Raw genomic sequence first — 24,928 nt, 5'->3', positions numbered from 1 at the left:
ATCATTCCTCCGGCTTGGCGTTTTCGGCTTTGGACAGGGGTGACTGGTAGCCGTAGCCGTTGTACGGCTTGTAATCGTAGCCAAGGTTGAGGTGCGGCGTGACCGACTCGTCCACTCGGGCGCGGACCTCGACGTAGTCGAGCCGTCCGTCCAGTTTGGCCCGTGCCAGCGCGTTGGCCAGCTCCCTGCTGCCGCGCCTCATATGCTTGAGTGTGTCGTCGAAGTAGTCGGGGTGGCCTTGCTTGACCGTGCGGCCTTCCAGGGGTAGATAGCGCTCGCTCGGCTTGCCGCCGGGCCCCTTCGCCTCGTGGACGATGTAGTGCGGGTCGCCGCCGTTCTTGTAGTCGACTTCCCAGATCTGGTCGAAGTTGGTGTTCCCCGGCTTGCTGCCGTCGGTGGGGTGGTGGGGGGTGATCTCCGCGCGGACGGTCCCGTCCGCGTCGACGAGCTGGAACCGCTGGTCGCCCGGGGTCGCGTCCGGGTGGGGCCGGAAGTCGAACTCCTCGCCAGGGAACGCCTCGCGGAACTGCCGGTACACCCGGTCGCGGATCGCGTGGTTGGACGCTTCTTCGCCCAGCACTTCGGAGGCGTTGTTCTTGGCGTTGTGCGCGTCGACCCAGCCGTCGGAGTCCGGCGGTGTGTCGTCGTAAACCTTCTTTCTTGCTTCGCGGTCGGCGATCTTCGCTTCGATGTCGTGGTAGTCCTGCTCGCGCCAGTTCCGCGTGTCGGCATGCCCGCCGGGCACGTGCTCGGGCGGGAAGCTGTCCGAACGGGATTCGTCGAACCCGAGCGATTCGGCGGGCGGCCGGTCCTTCTTGAACGCGGGCTCGCCGTCCACGAGGTCCAGCTCCGGGTGCGGCGGGTTCGCGTTCATGACGCTGGGCCTGCGGCGCAGTTCGACCGTGCCGTTCGCGTTGACGCGCCGGTAGTAGTTCTCCTCGATGTACTTCGGGTCCTTGATGTTTTCGCTGTGCGGCCTGCCGTTCGGGCCCGGTCTGTCGCGCCAGTCGCCGGACTCGTCACCGTCACCGCGGTGGCGTGCACTGTCGACGTCGACGTCTTGTTGTTCGCCCTGCCGCGACTCCGGCGCGAAGCCGTCATTACCCGAGCGTCGGCTCGAACCATCCGGGCGGTGGCTGTGCCATTCGCCGTTCGGCGGGATCCGGGGCCGCATCCGGCCGTCCGGTCCGATCTCGAAGTCGGTCGAGAAGACGTGGCCGTGCGAATCGGTCCACGCCCGCTTCGTCGACGCCACGACCTCCGTGTCAAGCTCACGCGAAAGCCAGCTGGCGAAGCCGTTGGAACTCGCGTCGCAGCCGATCAACCGGATCGGGCGGCCGTCATAGTCGCCGTTGCGGCACAGGATGTCCGCGAATTCGTCCGGCGTGTAGAGCCGGTCGCCGATGCGGGCCAGGCCATCCCGCGTGACGTCCACGTCCACGGTGTAGCGGCCCTGGGGGTCGGGTTTCACCCGGTGCGGCAGGTCCCCCATCTCCGGGTCGCCGGCATGGTAGGAGATACCCGACGGTGTCCTTTCGGAGTACCGCGCGTTGATTTCGTCAAGGATCAGCGGCTCGGCGCCGCCGTGGTTGCCGTGCGGACCACCCGGGTGGGTGGCCGGACCGTTATCGACCGAGAGTTGCTCGACCAGTGAGTTTTCGCCCGCCTGGCAGTACAGCACGCCGTCGAAGTCCAGCTGGGCCATCACCTCCGCGGCGAACGCACGCACCTCGTCCAGGTTTGTGTCGGCGTCGACGTGGAACAACAGGTAGCTGCGGTTTTCGCGCGGGACGAGCGCGCGCTGCTTCCTGGCATGTGCCAGCACCTGTTCGCGGGTCGCCTCGTCGACCGACGAGAGGTGGCTGACCGAGAAATCCACCTGCCCCGCAGCCGATGCCCGAAGGTCGACGAGGCCGAGGAGATCGCCCCGTGCGTCGTATTCGGGCAGCCGGAAACCCTGGAACACGATGTCCTCCAGATCGGTGCCACGCCACCGCTCGGGGTCGTCCAGGCGGCGCAGGCTGTGGGCCAGCAGTACCAGCCTGTCGACGTCCAGGGACATCTCCCTGAGGCGTGCCGGTTCTCCGTCCGGCAGGAGAAGTTCTCGTTCGTTTTTCTTTTGTTCCTCCCGATATTTGACGGCCGGGTCTCTCCGGAGCGTGAATCGATTCCTCTTCGTTTCTTCGCGCGCTGGAGTGTTTTCTTCCTCAGCGAGCTTCAGGTGGAGTTCCCAGGCCCGTGCGGCGCGGGACTGACTCCGTACCAGCTCGACCGGCAGGACGCCCCGAACCACGTCCGAACTGGGGGAAGAAGCGGCATCCCGGTGGAGCAGGCCCACCAGCCGCTCGGCGACCAGCGCGCGGGGGCTGCCGGGGCGGTCGTTCCCGAGTGACTCCAGTATCGCCGCGGTGTCGGCGTCGGCCGGATGGTCTTTGACTTCCTCGGCCGCGATGGCGGTGACGAGATCGCGCAGCAGGTTCCCGGCCTCCCGACCGGCGGCCGCGCACAGTTCGCGCACCGCTGCCCGCTCCGCCGGGTTCGACACTGCCCAGGCGTCGTGCAGCGCGTCGGGCAGCAGCGGCGCGAGCCGGACGTCGTCACCGGCCGGCAACACCGCCGGACGCAGCCGGGCCTTGAGCACCACCCAGGACGGTCCCGCCCATGGTTCCGTGGAATCGGTGTACTGGTACAGCACGCTGTCGGCGCCCCGCCTGGCCAGCGAGCCGGTGAAATCCCACAGCCACGCCCGCTCGTCCTCGGTCCACGAATGGTTCGAGAGGTCGACGGGGCCGTCGATCACGACATGGCGGCTCACGCCCCCGGCTGGGACCGAAAGCAGAAGCTCGGCCTGCTCGTCCGCGTCCCGTCGGCCCTCCGGAGAGAAGCCGTCCAGGCTTACGGTCGCCACCCACGCCTCGCTCGTGTCACCGAGGTGCTTCAGGATCTCGACAATCCCCGGCAGATCGTTCTGTCCCTGCACGGGTACCCACGTTTCGACATGGTCCGGCAATCCGCGGGACAACAACGACCGTGCGCCGTCTCGCGTGACACGCCACGTGTCGTCGGTCAACCGCATGACCAACCGCAGGTTCCGCAGACCAGACCCCGGATCGCGCTGGACGGTCCAGAGCCGGTCGATCAGATCGTGCTCGCTCGCCTGGCAGTACAGCACGCCGTCGAAGTCGAGTTCGGCCATCAGTTCCGCGCCGAAGGCCTGGATCCCCGCCAGGTCCGCGGTGTCGTGGTCGAGATGGAAGAAGAGGTAGTTCAGTCCGTCCTTTCCGGCCAGCGCGCGTTGCTCCCTCGCGTGCGCCGTGACCCGTTCACGGGTCGGCTCATCGGCCGAGGGCACGTGGCTGACCGCGAAGCGCACCGGGTCGCGGTCGTGGCCGCGAGGGAGGCTGCCTTCGAGATCGGCGAACCCCCGAAGCCGGTAGCTCTTTGCGTCGTATTCCGGGATTCGAATCGCGTCGAGCTTGATCTGGTGCAGCTCGGTCCTCGCGAGCTGGTAGAGGTGACCGGGTTCGCGCTCGAACTCGAAGGCAAGCAATGCCAGCCGGTCGGCGCCGAGGGCCAGCGCCTTCAGGTGGTCATGTCCGGAAACCACGCGAACATGATCCGGTCTCCGGACGATGATCTCCGTCTTTATCGCCTTGTCCCGCAGGAACGGATTTCCGGCTACCATCGAGCGCGCGATGCCGTTCTTGTTCTCGCGCAGGAGTCGCAGGGTATTCCAGGCCCTTACCGCCCGGGATGTCTCATCGAGAGTGGAGATCTCAATGCGATTGAATTGCAGGGAGATCGGACGGGATTCCATCGATTGATTCGCAAATGAGAGCAAATGCGCGAGGGGGTCTTTCCGTCGCTTGGCCAAGCCGTCATCCAGGGCCTTCAGCACCTCGGCCATACCGGCGTTTCCGGGAAATTCGATATCGCTATTACGGGCGACCGCGCCCACGAGATGTTCCAGCGCGAGCACGGCCACCGGGCCCGCCGTCGCGTACACGTGACAGAACGCGATCCGCTCGTCGTTGTGCAAGGCGGGCCACACGTCGCGCAGCGCGTCGGGCGCCAGTTTTCCGAGTTCGTTCCAGTCGACAGACGCGCGCCCTGACATGTTCCGGTAATCGGCCAGGACCACTCGTGTCAGGCTCTCTCCGGCCTCCTCCGGGGCGGTGTACTGGAATACCACGGTGTCGGCGCCCTGCTTGAGCAGGGAACCGGTGAAGTCCCACAGCCGCTGCCGCTCGTCTTCGCTCCAGGCGTGGTTCGAAACACCATAGGGAGAATCGATCACTACCTGGCGGCTCTCCTTGGACAGCAGTGCGAACCGGCGGCTCGCCGTGGACGGCAGTGCGAGCTGGCGACCGGCGTAGACGGTGGCTTCGCGCAGACTCGACGGTGACAAGTCGTTCAGGTGAACGACCGTCACCCAGGTTGGATCGCCGTACACGCTCTCGCCCGCCACGTCGACGACCCCGAGCAGTTCATTCTGCTTGCCGTGGACCGGCGTCCGCACGGTAATGGACCGCAGCTCGCGGCCGTTCTCCCGGCGCATCCAGTCGGCGACCACGGCCGCCGGATCGGCCTCGATGGATTCCGCGCGCAGGAGCGACAGCAGTTGCTCGTGATGTTCCCCCGCGATGCCCGAGTCGAACGAAGCTTCGTCGAACCCCGGCGCGATCCTCCGCACGGTGTCCAGCGGAGGCGGCTGATCGGGCTGCCGGATCAGTTCGTCGTAGACCTGCCAGGCTTCGAGGGCGCGGGATTCCTGCCAACTGGACGAAGACCGGGGGTTCCAGGAACCGGGTCGCTTGAGCAGATACCCCAGCTCCTGGGCAACCTCGTCCCGCAGATCCAGAAGAGCCAGGTTCGACAACGACTCGGCCACATCGGTCACCATCGTGCCGGTACTGTCGGCAACCACCGCCCGCACCACATCGGCCAGCACGAGTGTGGCGGTCCGGGCGTCGGTAAGGGCGCTCAACCGCGCCAGCACATCTCGTTCCGCCGGCACCAGTGCGTCCCACAACGCCGGGGCGACGTCGGCGACCAGAGGTGGCGTCCGGCGCCCGCCCGCGAGGACCTGCAGCGACTGGGTGGGCTCAGCGGGCTCGGAATCCGACTCCGGCCTCAACCAGAGCACACCATCGAGTCCAGCCTCCCGCATCATCCGCTCGGCGAACGCCGTCGCACCTTCGACGTTCTCCGCCCGGTAGACGACGAGATACCGCCGGGCGACGACCGAGGACAACACACGGAGCCGCTCGACGCAGGACTCCGCCATCTCCTGAGAAAGCGTGAAACCGTTCAGGGGCAGCATCGAAAGCCACACGGACTCCCCGCCAGGAAGCTCACCGGCGACATCGACGATCCCCTGTAGTGCGCCGAGCTCATCGCGGATCGCTACGCGTAGCTCGACATCACGCAGCCCCGTCAACCCGTAGTCCGCCAGCCGCCCGGGGTCCGCGTGCGTCAGCAGGTGCGCGGTCACCGCCGCGGGATCGGTCTCCACCGACAGCTTCGCCAGCAGTTCCGCCAGCTCGCGTCGTGCTCGGGCCCGCTTGGCCTGATCCTGGTGTTCCCCATCGGTGGGCAGGGAATCGATCAGCAGCAACCGGGCGTGCGGGAGATCTCCGTTGGGTACCACCCTTGGCAACCGCACAACCAGATCCGAATCGGGATCTCGCAGCAATTCCGACCGCAGCTCCCACGCCTCCACGGCGCTGGTTTCCCGCCAGTCCACCCCGGTGCCCGATCCCTGATGGACCAAATCCTCCAGCGCCACGACAACCGACGCCCGCCGGTCCTGCTGCGTCAGTGTGGACAACGCCCCGAGCACAGCGTCCATCCTGCTGGTGATATCCGGGACGAGTCCCCGCACCACATCGGCCAGTACGCACACCGCGGTCGATGCTCCGGCCACTGAGGACAGTGCTGTCACTGCCTCCCGTTCCGCCGGGGTGAGTGCTTCCCACAGCGCGGGAGCCACTTCGGCAGGGTGAAGCGCGTACCGGGATGCGGCGGCGAGCACCGTGAACGGCGGTTTCGCTTCCGAGCCCAGCATCGGTGTGTTGTGCCAGAACACCCTGTCCAAGCCGGCCAGGTTCACCAGACGCTCCGCGAAGGGCTTCACACCTTCGCCGTGGCCGTTCCGGGAGGCGAGGACGAGACACCGCTGCGCATCGCCCCCAGGCAGTGCCCGAAGGCGCTCGACGTGAGCGCTCAGCTCCTTCTTCCCCTGTGGGAAATCGTCCAGCCACGCCACCGCAAGCCACACCCGGCGTCCACCGGGCAACTCACCGTTGATGTCCGCGACGCCCAGCAGATCGCCCTGTTCACCATGAACCGGCACCCGCACCCGCACGTCGCGCAGCCCGGCGAGTCCGTAGTCCGCCAGTTGTTGTTCGTCCAGTTGCGTGATCACGTACGCGATCACGGTCGCCGGATCGGCCTCGACCGAGCGCTCGGCCAACAGCTCCGCGAGCTGTCTCCGCGCCCGCGCGCCTGCGGCCGGATCGTCGCGCAGCGCTTGAGCGATCAGCGGTTCGGCCCGGGGCAGATCTGCCTGAGGGATCACCGTCGGCACGGCGCTCACCGGAGACGACGTATCGGGGAAACGGACGAGCTCCTCGCGAAGCCTCCAGGCGGACACCGGCGCGGCCAGCCGCCCGTCGACCGCCGAAACACCCATTTCGGGGGTCTCTGGCCCTCCCTGGAGGAATGCCTTCAGTGCCGAGTCGACCTCGGCCCGCCGGCCGGCCCGGCCAAGCGTGGACAACAGGTCGGTGACACCCATCGTGTCCGTGCCCCTCGCAAGGCCACGCACGACGTCGCCCAGCACGGCGATCGCCTTCCGCGCATCCGTTGTCTTGGCCAGCCTCTCCAGCGCATCCCGCTCCGCGGTGGTCAAGGCGGCCCACACGTCGGGTGCCGCCTTCGAGACAGACGGCGGTTCGGAGTCGTCGCGCCGTTTACCCTGGTAGATCGCCGTGCGTTCGGTTCCGGGCAGTTGCGCGAGCCCGTCGGCCGGCAGCTCGACGTGCTTACCCGGCTTCGCCAGCTCCGCCAGGTCGACGGGTAGCAAGTAGATGGCTTCGGGGTTGTCGGGCAGGTCGGTGGCGTGCCCGCTCTGCGGATCGACGAAGATCGGCACCCCGGTTTCCTCACTCACCACGATCGCGGTGACGTGCCTGACCTTCTGCCCGGTGATTCCGGTGGAAACCACGGCCAGCGCGGCCGCCGTTCCAATGCGGCCGGTCATCGCGGCGACGACACTGTCGTAACTGGTGCCATGGTTTTGCCAGGTGCCACCGAATTCCCGCCAGAGCGCTTCAAGAGTGTTGCGCCCCTGGGCCTCGAGTGAAGTGGAGGGGACAGCGTTGGTGTCCCGGCCCGCCAGTGTGTGGAGGAGGGCGCCGGTAGCGATGACGCAGTTGTCCCGGTAGCCGCTTTCGGCGGCTTGCGGGTCGTGGTAGCCCGGATTGATTCCCGGAAGTTGGGGGACTTCGGCGGCCAGCAGCGCTTCCACCAGTTCAGTGGGCGTGGTCGCCGCAGTGACCGCAACCTCCGCCGACCAGCTCCGCGGACCATGATCGGCCAGATAACCCGAACCCAGCGCGGTCTCCGCAGGCGCCAGCGGTACGGCCGCCGCATCCCTGGGAGAACCCTGTGTGGGCTGGTGTACGGCGGGTGCGGTGGACCGGAAGACGGTGGGGTCGTTGTGGGGCAGAAGATTGATCTGGGGAGCGTGTTCGGGTAGGTCGAGTAGTTCTCCGGTTCGTGGGTCGAGGAACGCGATGCCGTAGGGGCCGTGGGTGACGTATCCGAGATGTTGTTTGATCGTCCCGTACTGGTCGACGGCGACGATGTGCAGCAGTGCCCGCGCACCGGTTTCGCGGTCCGCCATCATTCTGATGACGTGGTCGTAGGAGTCGAGGTGCTGCAACCACTCTCCGCCGAACCGGTGCCGCAGGTAGTCCTGGTCGACGGTGCGATTGGGTGTCCAGGCGCCTTCGCCGTAGAAGTCGGGCCTCGGCGTGGCGAAGTCGGGGTGATGTTCCCGCAGGAACCAGGCCTGGTAGTCCGCGGTGAAGCCGTTGGCGTCGATGGCGGGCAGCCTGTGTTTGTCGGTGGCGATGGCCAGTGGTGATCGGCGCCAGAGGTCGGCCACCGGGTCGTGGTAGGAGGGCCGGTCCAGGAGCTGGCCGCTTGTCCCCGTGAACAGCATTCCGATCTGGGGCTGGTATCCGGAGGGTGCGTCGGGCCAGGGCAGTTGCGCGTCGGTGTAGGGCAGCAGGGAGATCCGGGCCGGGTACTCGGGCAGTTTCAGTAATGTGCCGTTCTGCCGGTCGAAAAACGCGACGCCGTATCGGCCGCGGACCACGTAGGCGAGCTGCTGGTGTTCGTACCCCTGGTTGTCGGTGGTGGTGATGAGCATCAGTGCCCGCGCACCGTACTGGCGTTCCGCCATCGCGATGAGCACGTCGTCGTAGGAGTCGAAGTCGTGGAACCAGTGTCCGCCGAACCAGTACACCAGGTGGCCCTGGTCGACCGTGCCGTCCGCCTTCCAGGCACCGACGCCGTAGAAATACGGGTCGGGCTCTGCGTAACCAGGGTGGTAGTTCTTGACGAACTTCGTCGCATCGGATCTGGACAGGACACCGGCTTCGATGGCGGCGAATTCATGCGTCCTGCCCACCTCGGAATAATCCGATTCCCGCCAGAGGAACTGCACCGGATGGAACTGGTAAACCTCGGCCGAGGTCGACCGGGGTGCCGGCAACACCGGAAACACCGGGGCAGCCAACCCGATGGCCCTGGCGATCCCAGCCAGTGTGGACAGCCGCCCGTAGGTGGCACGCCAACTGTCGTCGGAAGCCGACGGCGCCTTCGGCGGCAACTGCTTACCGAACTTGGACGCCCGCGCGAGGCTGTAGGCGTCGTCGAACCGACCGCCGTAGACCGCCTCCCGTTCCGTGTCCGGCAACTGCGCCAGCCCATCGACGGACAACTCGGGCGTCTTGCCCGACTTCGCCAACTCCGCCAGGTCGACCGGAAGCAGGTAGATCGCTTCCGGATTGTGTGGCAGGAGCGTCGCGTCGCCGGTCATCGGATCCACGAAGATCGGCTCTCCGGTTTCCTGGTGCACCACCACGGCGGTCACGTGCCGGATTTCCTGGCCGCCGCGTCCCCGCGACACGACGGCGAGTGCGGCCGCCGTCCCCTGGCGGCCGGTCATCGCCGCTATGACATCGTCATAGCTGCCGTGGGCCTGCCAGGTGCCGCCCACTTCCTCCCAGAGCGCCTCCAGCGTGGTCCGCCCATGTTCCTCGGCCGTCTTCCACGAAACGGCCGTGGCGTTCTTCCAGCCCGCCTGTGCGTAGAGGAAAGCACTCGTGGCAACCACGCAGACATTCTTGTAACCCTTTTTTCCGGCTCGCCAGGAACGGTATTTCGGGTTGATGTCCCGCAGTCCGGGGACCTGCTCGTCGAGGAGCTTCCTGCGTGCAGGAGCCGACGCGGTGTCCGCCGTGACGGCGGGCAGGCTGTACTTCCCGTTCGTCGTGTCGCGCCAGGCCGCCTGCGCCACCCTGATCCGAAGGTCCTTCAGGAGTTCTGATTTCGATTTGGTTTCCTTTTCCGGCGATTTCTCTTCCTCAGGCTTTTTCGCACCTTGACCGGCCTGATCGGGATTCTCGCCGGGGTCCTTCGAATCGCCGGAACCACCGTCGTCCTTGTGCACGACGTCGAAGAGATAACGAGACCCGAGCAGCTTCTTGGGTTTGTTCTTCAGCAATTCCTTGGCGTCGTCCAGCCGCTGCTGGAGTTCGGGCTTGTAGACCGGTTCGGGGAGCTTGGGTTCGGGGTCTGCGGGGTGGAGGAACCGTTGCGGATCGCTGAGCGCCTTGTATTCGTCGATGGTCTTGTTGAGCTGGTTGACGGCTTCCATGGCGAGCCGTCCGGTGCGGGTGCGTTCGTTCTCGAACGATGCCAGCAGCAGCGCGAGCTGCCCGGGGAGCGCGACACCTTGGGGAACCCGCCGCAGCACCGCCTCCACCTGCCGGGCGAAGTGGCCGTCGCCGTGGGTTTCGTACCAGTGCAGGAGCAGTTTCAGGTGCTGGACGAGCTCCCGGTCGCCGAACCGGAAGTACGGTTTCACCAGCCCGTTCAGGCGAGCGGCGAGCTGGAGATCCCCGAGGTTTTCGGACCCGTTCCGCAGCAGGTCGAGTACCTGGTTGCCGAGATCGCCTTGTCCGGTCTTTTCGTACTGCTCCACCAGTGCTTTCAGTTCCTTGAGGAGCGGGAGGTCAAGGAGTTCATGGGCCCACAGCACCTTGTGCACCTGGAAGGTGAAATTGCCTTCTCCGGTGCGTAGGTACTGCCCGAGCAGAGTGGACAGCTGTGTGGCGAGGAGGCTGTCACCGCTGCGTTCGTACTTCTCCAGCAGCCTGTCCACCCGCTTGATGAGCCGGGGCAGGTCCTCTCGCAGCAACCCCAGCCTGCGCTCCAAGGTCGGACGGAAACCCCAGTTGTCGAGGCTGATTTCGCTGTTGACCGACTCGTTCAGGGAAGCCAGCTTCGCCCGGACCGCCCGCGTCCATTCTCCCTTCTCCAGGCCCTTCTCCAGGTCCTTCTGGCTCGCGGGGATGGGTTCGAATTCGGTCAGCGGCGTTGGCGCGGGTACGGCCGTGGCGAGTGCACGCGAAAAGTCCGCCCTCAGGGCGGGGATGGCCTGCTCGCCGTAGGCCTCGAGGTAATAGCGGAGCATGGAGGCGAATTCGAGCCTCGCCACGTAGCCGGATTCCCTGGCCGCCCTGTCGGCCGCTTCCTCGACAGGGCGGCTGCCCCAGTCATCCTTGCTGATTTCGCGTGTCCGGTAATACCGTTTGCCGATCGCGCCGAAAAGCCCGGTCGCGGCGGCCGCTACCAGGCTCACTACCAGATAGCCCTGCATGTTGAGGGACCAAGCCAGGAAACCCACGAGAAAAGACGTGGAAACAGATTTGACCGCCGTGTATCCGAAATAGGCCCGGCGGGACGCCGCGGCCTTCCGGGTGACCGCCTCCATCGGGCGGGGCGTGTGCGACCGGGCGTTCTGGACAAGCTCCTGCAGCTTCGGCGGCAACGTGTCGAAGTGAGGACGCCAGGCCTCTTCCGGCGGTGCGGGGTTCACGGCCTGGGTCGCGAGGTACAGGGCATGCACGAGGATGTCCTGCACCAGCTGATCCCGGACCTGGATCTTCATCGGGATCTGTGTCTCGCGTTCGGCTCGGATCATCATGGCCAGCCGGGTGAACTTGTTCCGGAACTCCAGCAGCGCCAGCCGGTGGTCCGCCCAGGCGGAAATACCGCCCGCGCCCAGAAGGCGCACCACTTCGAAGGCCACCACCGTGGTGCGCAGGTCGACGTGGCTCAGGACTTCCCTGATTTTCGTGAGGTCCGGGTTCCCGTACACGCGGTCGATGACCCACCTGAACGGCTTGGTGATCCCGGCCTGGTGCCATTTGTCCAGGACCTTCCCGAACGGATAGAGGTCCGACGACGGCTTGAAGATCCTGGTCCAGAAGGGCGCATGCGCCAAGAAGCTTGTCGCGGCGGCGGTCGCGTCCGGCTCGCCGGTGGACAGCCCGAGGTGTTCGTCGGGGGCCGGCGGATCAGGTCGGACCAGCGCCTCCAACGCGCCCTCCGGCAACTCCTCGCCTGCCACGTAGGCCTCGATCACGTCCGCGGCATGTCCGAGCTGCTCGTACAGGTTCTCGTAGTCTTCGACGTCGAGATTGTCGCGCTTGCGCCGGTAGTGGTCCTGCGCATCCTGCTCCATGCCCTTGCGCAACCGCCGGGTACGAGCGTCACCGGGTGGCTGCAGCAGGCCCGCAAGGACTGTCACGCCCAGCAGGCCCAGCCAGAAGACTAGGGTAACGCCGTCCAACAGGCCCGTGAGTGCTGCGACAGGCTCGAGAACGCCCAGCGTGGCCAGGCCCACCGCGGGCGGGGTGACGACGCGGATGAACCGCTGCCGCCAGCTCGGGGGAATCTCGGGCGTCTCCCCCTGGCGCTGGGCCTCGGTGGGTAACCCGATGCCCTCCTGCGGCGGCAGGCCGTGCTCGCGCCGCGCTTTCTCGTCCAACTCGACCAGGGGTTCTGCCTTGGCAAGCGCGGATCGCTTTTCGAGGACCGTCCTCCTGTTCTTGGCCACGCCGTCGCTGATCGTCTCGTACCATCGGATCATCGCGCCGGTCGTGACCGCGACCACCAAGCCGTACACGAGAGTGCCGATGCCATTGCCCAGGCTGCTCATGCCACCGAGAAAGATGTACACAAGCCCCGACGCCAGCCTCGCCGGGTAGTCGTTGCAGATCGTGACTGCGATGTTGAACAGGGTGGACAGGTAACCGAGGTTGGATCTGGTGACGGCGAACTTGTCCACCACCTCCGCGGCCTCGGCACCGAGCGAGACCGTACCGAGGGTGTAGCCCTCCGCCTGCTTCTCCAGGCCTGCCTGTTCGAGCAGCGCGCGCAACTGGGATTTCAGCTGTTCCTTGCGCCACGGGCGCACTATGGGAGTATTGGCGATCCGCCGGCCCAGCACCTCGATCCGTGCCTCGTAGGCGCGGTCGGCGGGGCCGTCGGGAAGGTAGTCCAGGTCGGCGTCCGGCCCCAGTGTGTTTCCAGCAGTATGGTCGGCCGGGGATTCGAAATACTGCGCCCCGTAGGCGATCGCGCCGGCCAGGAATTCCTCCACGTCCCGGAGCCGGGTCCGGGCCGGGAGGTAGCCGGACAGTACCCGCGTGCCGGGGTGTGCCGATACCCCTGCCGCTTCGAGTTGACGGCCCGGCAGCACGTGGAAGTCCGCGGTGAAGATCTTCTCATCCCCGCGGAAGGCGTCGTAGCGAAGGCCATCCCCGGTGGGGACCAGCCGCACTCCCTGCCAGGATTCGGTGTTGGCGAGGTGCTTGCGCACGGCCCCTTCGACCGCGGAGACGCGATCGAAGCGCCGGGGACGGGCATCCACCGGCATGCGGTACTCGGTCTCCACGTACGGGTCCCCGACCGGCCAGTTGCCGGGCTGGTAGCCCTTGGCGGCCTTCGCAGGCCGGTACCGGTTGGCCGTGAGGAGTGCACCGTTGACCGCCGGCATCGCTTCGCGAGCTTCCGGTGCTGCGCTCATCGGGACTCTGGTGCCATACCCGGCGAGCGCGCGCAGCCGGACGCCGCTGTAACGATCTTCCTCGGTGAGGCCGAGATACGACAGCAGTTGATGCAGGTATGCCATCATCCGCTGTCTCGTGCGCCGCGACCCGGACGAGGACCGCGCGATTTCGTTGCCCAGCGCGGCGACCTGAGCGATGTAGCCCCGGTCGGCCGGCTTGGGCTCCGGTGCCTGTCCCGGGAACAGGTCGTACCTGAGGCTCTGTTCGTTAGGGAAATCCAGGGGGCCGCGCGCGTAGGCGGCCACCATCGCCCCGCCCGCGGCCATCGCGTGCGCCATCTGCAGCACCGCCACCTCCGGCGGGAGCCAGTCGGGCAGGCGGAGGATGACCTGGGGCAGCGGACGGCTCGCGCCGGGTTCCGGGAAGACCTGGAAGGTCACTGGCGTCGAACGTGAGTAGCCGAGTTTCGGCTCGGAGATGATCTCGAAAGCGAACCGTGTCCCAGCCCCCTCAAGAACTTGCACACCCTTCGAGCGCTGCTCCTCCGAGAGCAGCGAATCGTCTTCGGCGATCCGCATGTCGGCCGCGATCGCGGCGTCCCCCATTTTCGAGAGGAAGATCTGGCTGTCCGGCTCCTTCTGCTCGGTGTCGCGGGGTGCATGGAGATCGACGAGCACCTCGATGGTGCCGGTGATCGGGCGAACCGGCTTCCTGTCGGACGGAACCGGCGCGGAGAAACTCGGCCCCTCGCCCGCCGCGGGCGGGGCCGGTGCCTGGGCAGGGACCGGCTGGCTGTCAGGCTGAGGCTCTTGCGCGGGGGCCTGCACCGGAACTTGGTGGTGCACGGCCATGGCGCCCACGTCGCTGCCAGTCGTGCCGACAGCGGCTTGTTCGCGTTCGGAACGCGGCGACTCGCCGAGCAGGGTCAGCGGCGATCCGGCTCCGTGCTGGGCGAAATCCGTGTGCAGGTACAACACGACCCGCACACCCGGGCGGTCCAGTTTGCGAACGTAGTCGTCAAGCCATTCGCCGGGACTCCGCTCGCCGACGAGCACGAATGCCTGTTTCTCGCCCTGCCGGTGCGGGGCTGCTTGACGTTTTTTCGCCGCCAGTGCCAAGTCATCGGGCGACCGCCGGCGTGGGCCGTCCACGTGCGCGGTGGTGAACCGGATCGCACCTTCGGCGAAGGTGGCGTCGAAATCGGCCGGACCGATCGGAACGCCGTTTTCATCGAGGATTTCTTCCGGCAGGGGCTCGATTTTCAGCCCAGGCAACCGGTGGGCGGCCAATTCCGGCTGGGACAGCCGGGCCAGCTCGTAGGCGACCATTCGCGTCGCCGCGACTTCCAGTCCACTGTGGAGCAGGCCGCTGATGGCTCGCTCTCGCAGGCCGTACCTGAGCGCATTCCAGATGCGCTTGTCGTTGTTGCTGAGCTGACTGGGGCGGGCGAGAAAGGCGGGCAACCCGGCCCACTCGTCGTGCATCCGGCGGAAGTCGGACCAGTTTCGCGCGGCATCGTCCTGACTCATCCCCAACGGGCGCAGCGGCAGCCGATCGGGCGAGCGAAGAGTGTCCGCGACGAGCCGCTCCTCGATGGTGGATTCCGCGCTTGGGGTCAGGGTAGCCAGTTTTCGCGCAGGACTCGCGTCCCTGGGGATACCACGCTGCTCGGCGTGATCGCCCAGTGCTCTGGCGAAGGCCAGGAGAGCGAACGCGACGCCGTGCCGCTGCGCGTTCTCCGCCAGCGCCCATTTGAGGGCCGGCGCCAGGCTGCCCCAGATCTCCGGTGCCAGCCCCGGGGGCCTGAGGGAGTCGGGAACCGGCTTCTGCCAGTCGGCTCGACGAGTGTAGAAATAATCGTCGCCGACTGGCTTGTAGAACACCTTGTCGGCCCCGGCCTCGCGCATCATCCTGGTCACGGTGGCCAGCCACTGGCCGTCCCTCGTCCGATCGCCCAGGAGCAGCAGGTACCGCTTGCTGTCCGGCCCCGCAGGCATGCGGGCAACGGCGGCGCGCAGTTCCTCGAGTGACGGAACGTGGTCGCCATCGACCACGCCGACCGCAAGGAACACGTCGGCATCGCCGAGCCTGCCCTCGAGATAGCCGTTGTGCCGACCGAGCAACCGCAGCTCTTTCAGTCCGAGCGAGGACAACCGGTTTCGGTTGCGGTCCAGTTCGAGGGCACCGGCCAGCAGAACATCGGCAGGCTCGCCCAATTCCCGCACCGGGTAATCGCGGGTCCATCCGGAAACGGTGTCGAAGTGCGCCAGCAACTGATCGAACAGCTTTGGCTGGAGCAGCGCACGCCTGTCCTCGGGCAGGCCTGTCAGCTGCCGCACCGGGTCCTTTTCGCCCTCGACCGCGGTGCCCTTGGCGAGTTCCGCGGCCACGGCTCGCAACGCGAGCGGGGCGGCGCCCGGTGCGGCCTGGTGGAAGTCCCCGTAGACTCCGCGCGCCTGCGGGGGCAATGCCTCCCGAATGGGGTCGCCGGGTCCCGCAGAGACCTGCTGTTCCCGTTCGGGCGCCGCTGGTGTCTCCGGCGAAAGTGGGCTCCCCTGCGGGGCGGCCTGTGCGGGCCGGGTCGGAGCAGCCGGATCACCGGGGCCGGCTTCCGCGACCACCTCGATGTTCCACCAGAGGTAGCCGTGATGGAGCACCCGGTCGACCCCGCGTTCCAGCAACTCGCCGGCGACCGTGTCGAGCCCGGTGGTGGCCTCCGGGCCGACGTTGTTGCTGATGATGTAGACCAGCTTTGGCGGCTTTTCCTCCGCCCTGGCCGTCTTGGTTTTCTGCTCGGCCCCCTTGAGCAACAGGGTGCGGTCCTGGTCGTTGATCGACTGGTACGCCTTGACCTCGAAGTGCACTTCGGTCCCGTCGCCGAGCTCCCCCAGGATGTCGACGTCGTAGCGCTTCCCCAACCGGACCCGTTTGATCTTCAAGCCCCGCAATCCCAGGCGGCGGAGTTGCGAATCGGTTTGACTGGTCAGCACCAGCGCGGTGAGCAGTTCCGCCTCCACACCGGCGAAGTCGTTCATCGCGCCGTTCAGTCGCTTGCGCGCCGCGGCGTCCAGAGGGCCTTCGGACGGAATATTGCGCCGAAGAGATTCGACGAGCTCCTTCAGTTTCGTCCGCGCCGTCCTCGTGTCGACGTTGGCGTCCGCGAGCCGGGCGAGGACATCGTCGATGCGGGCGAGCGCCCCGAGCCGCTGGTACCAGTCCAGGCTTTCCCGGTTGACCGGATCGACCGAGGGCAGCTTGCCCTTCCCCTTGTTGCGACGGCCCTCCAGCCGCTGGGCGAAAACCTGGGCCTGCTCGGCGGTCAGCTGACCGAGTTGCTCCTCCGGGGGCAGGCTCCTGAGCTTCTCGTCCTGCTTCACGATCTGGGCCAGCATGCCGGTCACGGCGGCCATCGTGGCCTTTGTGCCATCCCTGGCGAGGATCTCGTCGAACGCTTCCCGCTGGGAATCCGACGGCAATGCCGTGCGCAGGCGGGCGGCCTCCGGGGACAGGTCAGCCGAAGGCTGGGCGGCGGGCGCTTCGGGCTCCGGCTGCGGTACTGCGGGCGCCACTGGTTCCGACACCGGCGCTTCGGACTGCGCGGCCGGAGCGGCGGCGAAGGCGGCGTGTTCCTGGTACTTGGCTGCGGACTTGGCCGACAGCCAGGTCTTGAGTCCTTGAGCATCGAGCGGCCGGAGTGGGCCGGTGGCTGTGGCGACCTGGAGGGTGAGGGGTCGTTCTTTGGCGGCGAGGACTTCGATGGGTTGCCCGTTGCGGTGGATGGGTACCGCGTCGAATCCTGCGGCGAGCAGTTGCCAGGACAGTTCGGTGAGCCAGGCTGGATCGCCTGTGGTCGCCTCGCCGGTGAGGAGGAGGAACCGGCGGTTGGTGTCGTCGGCGGGAATGGATTCCTGGTAGCGACGGACCTGGTCGAGCAATGCCTGGCGCTGTTCGGGGGCGCGGCCGTCCAGCCGCGCGACGACGACCCGGAACTCGGGTCCGGTGGAGCTGGCGCTGCGGACGGGGAACTCCAGGAAACCTGACCGGTCTTCGCCGGTCCGGGTGGGAGCGCCGAAGACTCCGGGCTGCCACAGGTTTTTCAGCGCACCGCCGTTGAGGATCAGCGACAACACAGCCGCCGCCGCGGACACCTCCTCGTCCGGGCTGGCGTACAGCTGGAGCAGTTCCGGTGCGAACTGCTGGAGTTCTCGGGCGGACAGGCCGCTTTCCAACCCGGAGAGCAGGCCTGTCCCCATGAACAGGCCCTTGGCATCCTGGAAAACCTGCTCCGAAGGCCCGGCCTCCGGCTCAGTGCCAGGGAGTGCGGGCGCCGTGGTCGAGCCTGATCCGGGCGCTTGTTCTTGCGCCACCTCGGGCAGGCCGGCGATCGCACGCTGAACAGCGCTGAAGTCGGCCGGATCGGCGGCCTCAACCTCAGGCGGCTTAAGGTCCGGTGCGCTCGGGGCATTGGCCGCGGCCTCGGTGGGTGCGGGTGGGGCGTTGGGCTGGTGAGTGGGTGGTGTCTCGAACTCGGCCCGCTCCGCGGCGGCTCGCCCCCGCAGTTCGGGGATGATCGCGGCCACCCCACTCCCGGCCTCGGCAAGCGCCTGCTCGGCATCGGCGAGAGCCTGCTCGTTCTCCGGTGTCGGGTTGCCGCGGTATTCGACGTCGGCGTTCTCGTGTTCGGCGTGTGCCTCTTCGTACCTGATGATCACGCGGCTGGCGTGCGCGCCGGGGGCCGCTTCGAACAGTTCGTCGTCCAGTGACGGGTAATAGACCACGTCACCGGGGTCACCGTTGCGCGCCGTACGGTTCTCGGTCTGAATGTCGATGTCCAGGAACGGTGATCTGGCGCTGACCCGGACCTGCAGTCCGCCCGCCTTCAACGCGGCTGATTCGACCTTGATGTCGAGGCCTCGCGCGCCCATCATGTTGACGACCAGCACCTTGCCTGCCGCGCCCGCCTGGTCGAGGATCTTCTCGAATTCCTGCTGATGGTTAACCCCCCAGCTGGTGAACCGTTCCGCGTCGACCGCTTCATGCTCTACTCCGTCGCGTTCGAGCAGCTTGGAAAGCTTGCTGACCAGGTCATTTCGATGCATGAGGACCAGCTGTGGCCGCTTTTCCTTCGCCTGGAAGGCCCGGATGTCGCTCGCCATTCTTTCCAGCTTCTCGTCCAGGTTCCGGGTAACGACATCGCCATGTCGGATCAGCCGGGACTGGTAGTAGCGCCGAATGTCGGCAACCCTGCCGGGCAGGCCTTGTGACGCGAAGTGCTCGCCGTGTCCGTTTGCCGTCCCCGAGGCTCCGGTCACGCTCGGGATCAACCCGCCCTCGCCGAACGTCTCCTTGGCGGTGATCTCGTTGCTACTCTCCGTGTCATTGCGGATCCGCAGGCCTTCCTTGGCCTCGACTGCCTGCGCTAGCCCCTTGTTCCACCGGCTTTCCGTCGCTGTCGCCGGGTCGTAAAGGACTTCGTGGGTGACTGGGTTGAGAATCTTGACCGTAGGACCTTTGGGGCCACGTACACCCGGCCCGGTCGGATGTGTCCCGTCGTCGACGATGTAGTCGATGCCCCTTCTGAACAGCCACTCGGCGTTGGCGGCCATCTGCAGCCGATGCATCTGCTCGAGCGTCGGTGGCTTTCCCAGCTTTTTGCCAACCTCACGCAAGCCGGAGTCGGTCAGGACGAGGAGTCCCTTCTTGCGCCCTCCGACGATGTCGAAATGCTCTCGGGTGAGGTTCTCCTCGACGAACTTCTTGGCCCAGCGGACTATCTTGACGATTTCTGGCGGGGCGGGCAGTTCCGCACCCTTGCTGAGGATGTACTTGGTGTCGGAGTACACGAACGCCTCGTCGATCTCGTCGACGACGGCATGGATTTTGTTCTTGCTGCCCTCGATCTTTCCGGGAATCTTGCCTTGCTTGAGAATCGTGAACTCGAGTTCCTGCAGGGTCCCGACGTAGATCGTGGGCCTGCCATGCTCGGGCGTCGGCATCGGGCTGTCCGGAGTTATGGGGTGGATGTCGAAACCCAGTTCGCCCAGCACTTTCTGATAGGACGCGAGTTCCCGTTCGGCCAGATGGCCCCGGGTCTCGAGCATGAGCACGGCGTCCACGTTGTCCCGCACCGCCTCGCGCGCGGCGTGCGCGAGATAGACAAGAGACTTGCCCTCGCCCGCGGCCATGTTCACGATGCCGTCGCGCATCGCGTTCGCGGCCGACAACTGCGTCCACCGCAACGATTTTCCCTCTGTCCGGCGAATTCCCTCGAAGATCGCGGCGGCCACGTCTTCGGTACTGCCCTGGAGCAGGTCCTTCAGCTGGTCCCAGCTCAGGTTGTCCAGACGTTCGTCCTCGGGCAGGTCTTCGCTGTAGCGCGCGCTGAGATCCTCGAAGATCCGGGCGGTCTCCTGGTCATAGTTGGCATTCGACAACCACGCCTCGTGCGCCGTCTGGTGCAGCGGCTTTTCGGTCCTGGCCCAGCCGCCGTCCTGCGCGGGAAAAAACGTGACCGGTTTCTCGAACTTCGTGCCGTCTTCGTCGACCAACTGCCGGTACGCCACCGGCTCGCCCGTTGCCTCGTCACGTATCAACTCGTTTTCGGGCGGCAGTGTGTGGATCGACCCATCCGTCAAGGGCAGCGGCACCTCGGTGCTGGTCTTCTCGACGGTCAGCGGGCCTTTGCCTTGCCAGTCAGCGGGGTGCTGCGCCGCACCGGCTTCGTTCGCCACGGACGCCGAGGCGGCCACTGCCTCGCTGAGCATGGCGAACACTTCCGGGGCGTCTTGGAAGCCATACTGGGTGACAACAGCGTCGAAGGCAGCCTGCTCCTCCCGGGTCAGACTCTGGTACACCTGCGTCATTTCTGACGCGAACTGTTCCGGTGATTCCGTCCCGAACCTGGCCAGCGTTTGTTCCAACAACGTCCGGAGGTCGGCCACGAACCGCCTGACCTCGTCCGTCAGGTCCGGTATCTCGGTGAACTTCCTTTCGTTCAGCAGCCGCGCGAGCTTGTCCGCAAGGCGCTTGAAGTCGTTCACCAGTTGGCTCAACCGCTCATCCGACAGGAACCACGACAACAGCCACAACACTTTGCGTGCCTCGTTGTAGTCGCCGCGAATGCCCTGCCAGTAGGCGTTGGGAAGGCCGGACTCGGCCCCCATGGACACGCCCACCGCCAACCTGACCGGGGCCCCCGCACCCGGAAGACGGTCTTCCTCCACGAGCCTCGGGACCGGCTTGCCCAACTGCCGGTCGAGATGCTTACCGACTTCGTCCCGCAGCCCCTTGATCGCCTTCAGCCTGTCCGCGAGGCCGGCGTCGGGCAGCAACGGGCCGAGCCGCCTCGACTTCTCCTGGTCTTTCGACGCCCGCTTGCGCACCTCGTCGATCGCCTGTTCCAGCAGACCCGCGGCGGTTGAACCGGTCAGAACGGAAAGTTCCCACAAGGCCCGGCGTTCCGCATCGGTCAACTCGTGCCACACGTCGACCGGCAGTCCGAGGGGGTTTTCGCTCGCGTCGGCCCCCAGCGGGAGCTGCCACGGCTCAACGGGAAGCGGATAGCTTATTTCCGTGGGAGCCGTGACCGTCGGCACCGAAGGCAGCAGCGGGTGCTCGATCGGGGTGGGCTTGTTCGGGGACTCGACGGGCCGGGGGTATTCCTCCACGTGATCGGGCACCGGCCTGACTTCCGGCGGCGGCGACGTGTCCGGATACCCCTTCGGGTAGTCGCCCGGCGCAAGGGGTCTCGATGGTTCCACGGTCGCGGCCGGCAGGATTTCCGGCGCGGTGTGGGGGCTGACGTCAAGGCCAGGATGCTTCGGCTCGAACTCTGCAGGCGTCTTCGGAAGGGGGGAAGACGCGACCCGGCCCGGCTCGGACTCCACCAGCGGTTTCGGGAACTCCGCAGGTACGGCGGGTAGCAGGTCTCGAGGTGGAACGGTGCCTGGACCTGCCGGAACGGTTGTGGGACCCAGTCGCGGCACCGCGGATGACGGAATCGACTCCAGCGGCTTGACCGCCGGGAGCCCGGCCGGTGAACCTTGCTGTGCGACGGCGCCCAGCGGCCCCGTCCGGAGCAACGGTGCCTTCGGCTGGTCCGCGGGAGGCTGCTGCGCCTGGGCACGCTGGTGTACGGAACGCTGCGGTACGGCAGGGTCGGTGCCGCTGGTGCGAGCCGGCTCCGCCCCGTGCGGGGCGGCAGCGCCGCCGGCCGGTGACGACGCGGCCCCATCGTCCGGCGGAGCCGACGTGCGTTTCGGTGGCTCGGGTGACTTGGGTGGCTCCTTGGAGTGCATCGGCGCCGAGTCCCCGTTGACCGTTTCCTCTGTCCGCAATATTCGCGTCCGGGCAGGCTCGGTTTGCGGCGTCTCGGCCGGATTGGCCTCATCCGGGAGTGGATCACCGATTTCGGCCGGGCTGTGGAGTTCTCCAGGATGACTGGATTCGGCGAGCTTGGGTGACGGTTCGGGTTTCGGGTCGACTGCGGGCTGCGAACTGGTCGCGGGCTCCACGTCACTCGCCAGTGGCTCCCTGTCGAGCAGGCCAACGGCCGCATTGTACGGCGCCTGCTGCGCCGCATTGGCACCACCATCACCCCGCGGTGGTCCTCCAGCGGGACCATCTGGCCCACGACCGATGCCATTCCCATCGCCGTCGGCATCGGGGCCGCCACGAAGCTCGCGGTATTCCTTCAAGAAATTGTTTTTCGCGAATTCATCGATCGACGGCGGGTTGTCGCTGGTCTTGTCTGGGGTGTGTCGCTCGCCGTCAACCGAGGCCTCAGTCGGCTTTCCGTCGTCACCGCGGTGCGACCCTGGCGAATCGGGCTCAGCGCTCGCTGAGCGCTCAGCAGACCCGCCTTCATCGTAACCCCGGTCGGCTCTCGCTGAATTCGGACCACGCTGCTCGACTACGGTATGGTCACCAATCCCGATGACGATCCGCAAGTCCCCATCCTGTGGCCATGAAAAGGGAGGTTCGCCTGCTTGCGGGGAATCGGTCCCGCGCTCTCCACGGCCAGAAGCAGCTTCCTCGGTCTTCGCAGCCTTCGGGTCGGGCTTGTTGGCCTTGTTCGCCGGGTCAGGCCGGGAACCCGCATCCGAAGTAGTACCCCTGGCTTTCGAACCGGGACCACCAACCTTGTCCCCCGAATCCGAAGTAACACCCCCGGACTTCGAACCAGGACCACCAACCTTGTCCCCCGAATCCGAAGTAACACCCCCGGACTTCGAACCAGGACCACCAACCTTGTCCCCCGAATCCGAAGTAACACCCCCGGACTTCGAACCAGGACCACCAACCTTGTCCCCCGAATCCGAAGTAACACCCCCGGACTTCGAACCAGGACCACCAACCTTGTCCCCCGAATCCGAAGTAACACCCCCGGACTTCGAACCAGGACCACCAACCTTGTCCCCCGAATCCGAAGTAACACCCCCGGACTTCGGGGCCTCCAGGTCCGGAAGGGGTTCGAGGGGTCGGTCCGTGATCGTCCCCGCGTCCCTTTGTCGATTGAGCAGGTCCTGCGAGCTGGCAAGCGCCGTCTTGCCCTCGCGGTATTCGACCTTTGCAGGTCCTTCTTGCTCAACAGAGAGATACCTCCCGGTCGCCCGGTAGTAAGCGTAATGCTTTCGGACGTGGTCCTTATGGCCGGAGTTGGCGGTTTCCTCCCATACCTTGTCGTACACACCCTTTTTACGGGGAGTGAGGGACTCGCGCGGGTCTTTTGGCTCCCGTGAGGTTGTGGAGCCATCGGAGGTTGGCGGGTGACTCCCGCCGTCGGACTGAGCGGGCTCGCCGGGCTGCGCGCGATGAGTCGACTCACTCGAAGCATCAAGGCCGGGTTGCTCGGTTGAGCCGGGGGCGTGCCCCCCGGACTTGTCGATCCGCGAGGCGTCGGACAGGGGATCGGCTTTGCCGTCTTGGCGCGCGCCTCCGGCCGGTTCCTTCCCGGCTGTTTTGTCCGTACCTATTTCGGGGCGCCCGGACGGACTGGCCGTTCCCGCCGCGCCACGGCCCGGTGTCTCCATCATCACCGGCGACGACGACTGGGGCGTGCGTGCCGACGCGTTTGGTTCGCCCGGAGCGGATTCCGCGTTTGACGGCCGAGCTTCCGTGTTGTGCGTCGCGTCGACGGTGGTGCGGTGCGTCTCGCCTGCGCCGACTTGCTGTGGCGTACTGGCGGTCGTCGGCCGCGCTGCTTGGTCGGCGGCTCCGGTGCCATGGGCTGCCGACTGCTGGCCCACGGGCTCTGTTCCGGCGCTATCGCCTGTCGGCGGCCGCGCTGTTTGGTCGGCGGCCCCCATGCCATGGGGCGTCGGCGCCGAGGGGGTTCTCGCTGGCGGGGTGTCGTTGTTCGCCGATGGAGCGTGCCGGCCTCCCCCGGTCGGCGCGGTGTCGCCCCCGCCACTGACCGTCGAGCCATGAACGGGAGCAGGTGCGACAGCGCCTGGTTGCGGAGCCGCATCGGTAGAACCGGGCGTCGGATGGCCCCCCGTGGTCACCGGCTTGGTCCCCGGCTCTGCCGCAGTCGGAGGGGTGTCCTGGGTATGGGGTGGCGTGGCACCGGGCCCCGATGGCCCATCAGGCCGCGGCTTCGGCGGTGGGCCGGGTGACTTCGGGCCGCCGGGCTCGGGGGGATTGTTCCCCTTGCCAGGCTCATTGCCATCGCTACGGCGAGAGGTCGGATCCACATGCGGCTTGAGCACGGTCTGCTCGCCGCGCCCGAGCAAGCCTCGGACGGAAATGTCTGTTTTGGAGAGCTTCGTCAGGCCATCGGCGGCAAGATCCCGGAGCCTGGGGAGCTTCATGACACGGTCCAGTGCCGTGCCCAATCGCGCTATGGAAGCGACCTTGCTTGCCTTGGCCGCCGTCGCAAGACCACGCAGCCCGGCGCCGACCCCGCGACCAACCAGCAGGGCACCGACGTTGCCGGTGATCTCCCCCGCCATGAACGCCGGGTCACTCCGGTCATCCCAGGCAGTCATGAACTTGGCGAAATCGACTACCGTGGTGCTCAGTTCGCCCTTTTTCAGGAACGGCAGGTCGGTGAAGTTGTTCAACGCGAGCACATAAGGACCGGCGCTCGAGAAGGTCAGGCCCAGTTCCACCAGGGTCTTCCAGGCGGTCCCCGCCGTTCCCGGACTCCAGCCGTCCTCCCAGTTAAAGCCGACCAGCGATGTCAGACCTTCGGCGTTGCCCGCGAGGGCGTTGATGACGCCACCGGCGAACGCCTCGCCGTAGTCCAGCAAACCGCGGTGCCGATCCTCGCCCAGTTGGCCGACAATAACGTCCGCGACGTGCTTCGCGAACCACCGTCGCGCGGTTTTCGCGCCGTTTTCATTCCAGCCGCCCAAGGCGCCGGTGCCGCCGAGGAGGCCGGCGAACTCGAATTTTCCTTCGTTGGCATGGATGGTCTTGGTGACGAATTCCTTGGCTTCTTTCAGTTGCGCCGCATAGGATCCACAGAAAACTGCCATCTTGGCCATCGACGCGGCGACGTCCATGACGGTCTTGTTGACCGAGGTGTCGATGCTGCGGTGCATGCTGAAACCGGCCAGGTCCGGCCAGGTGTTGACCAGCTCCTTCGACACGCCATTGGCGGCTGTCGCGGCCTTCATCAATGCCACGGCGCCGTTGAGCCAAGCTACGGCGCGCTTGGCGACGTCGGTTTCGCTGTCCGGCGGCCAGATGTGATCCTTGGGATAGCCGCCGTCGTTCACCACGTACGTGTACAGCGTCGAATTCGGCTCAGGAACGTCACCCATGGTTTC

At 66.6% G+C, this 24,928-nt stretch carries 1 protein-coding gene; it reads right to left on the bottom strand.

Features of this window, described 5'->3' with window-relative positions; translation table 11 throughout:
* Position 1: 1 nt before the first annotated feature.
* Positions 2–24,922, bottom strand: a complete 24,921-nt coding sequence (locus ORV05_RS08785) for a WXG100-like domain-containing protein (RefSeq protein ID WP_268757945.1) — start codon at positions 24,920–24,922, stop codon at positions 2–4.
* Positions 24,923–24,928: the final 6 nt, after the last annotated feature.

Source organism: Amycolatopsis cynarae, assembly GCF_026802195.1.
GTDB classification, from domain to species: domain Bacteria; phylum Actinomycetota; class Actinomycetes; order Mycobacteriales; family Pseudonocardiaceae; genus Amycolatopsis_E; species Amycolatopsis_E rhizosphaerae.
Note: the sequence above shows the minus strand (reverse complement) of the source record. Positions and strands in the feature narration are given on the sequence as shown.

What these genes read in the sequence shown, in the direction of transcription:
- ORV05_RS08785 (WP_268757945.1), bottom strand. Translation starts at nt 24,922, where the DNA reads ATGGGTGACGTTCCTGAGCCGAATTCGACGCTGTACACGTACGTGGTG.